The 252-nt window shown below is 68.7% G+C and carries 1 protein-coding gene; it reads right to left on the reverse strand.

Annotated elements, in window-relative coordinates; all coding sequences use genetic code 11:
- The coding region (locus ADK41_RS14895) for a beta-ketoacyl synthase N-terminal-like domain-containing protein (RefSeq protein WP_037805382.1) at window positions 1-252 on the reverse strand (252 nt) is incomplete at both ends.

A 252-nucleotide genomic window follows, 5' to 3' on the forward strand; every position in this document is an offset into this window, starting at 1 on the left:
CAGTGCAACGCCACCAACGACGACGAACACGCCGTGTCCACCGTCACCGCAGGACCCTCGAACCCGAACGTGTACGCCACACGGCCGGAAGCGATGCTGCCCGCGCTGCCGTTGCCACGGTAGCCCTCGTACTGCTCGTCGGTGAGGATGCTTCCGTAGTCGTTGTACATGACGCCGGCGAAGACGCCGGTCCGGCTGCCCCGCAGGGAGACCGGGTCCATCCCGGCCCGCTCGATCGCCTCCCACGTCGCC

This window comes from Streptomyces caelestis, assembly GCF_001279005.1.
GTDB classification, from domain to species: Bacteria; Actinomycetota; Actinomycetes; order Streptomycetales; family Streptomycetaceae; genus Streptomyces; species Streptomyces heliomycini.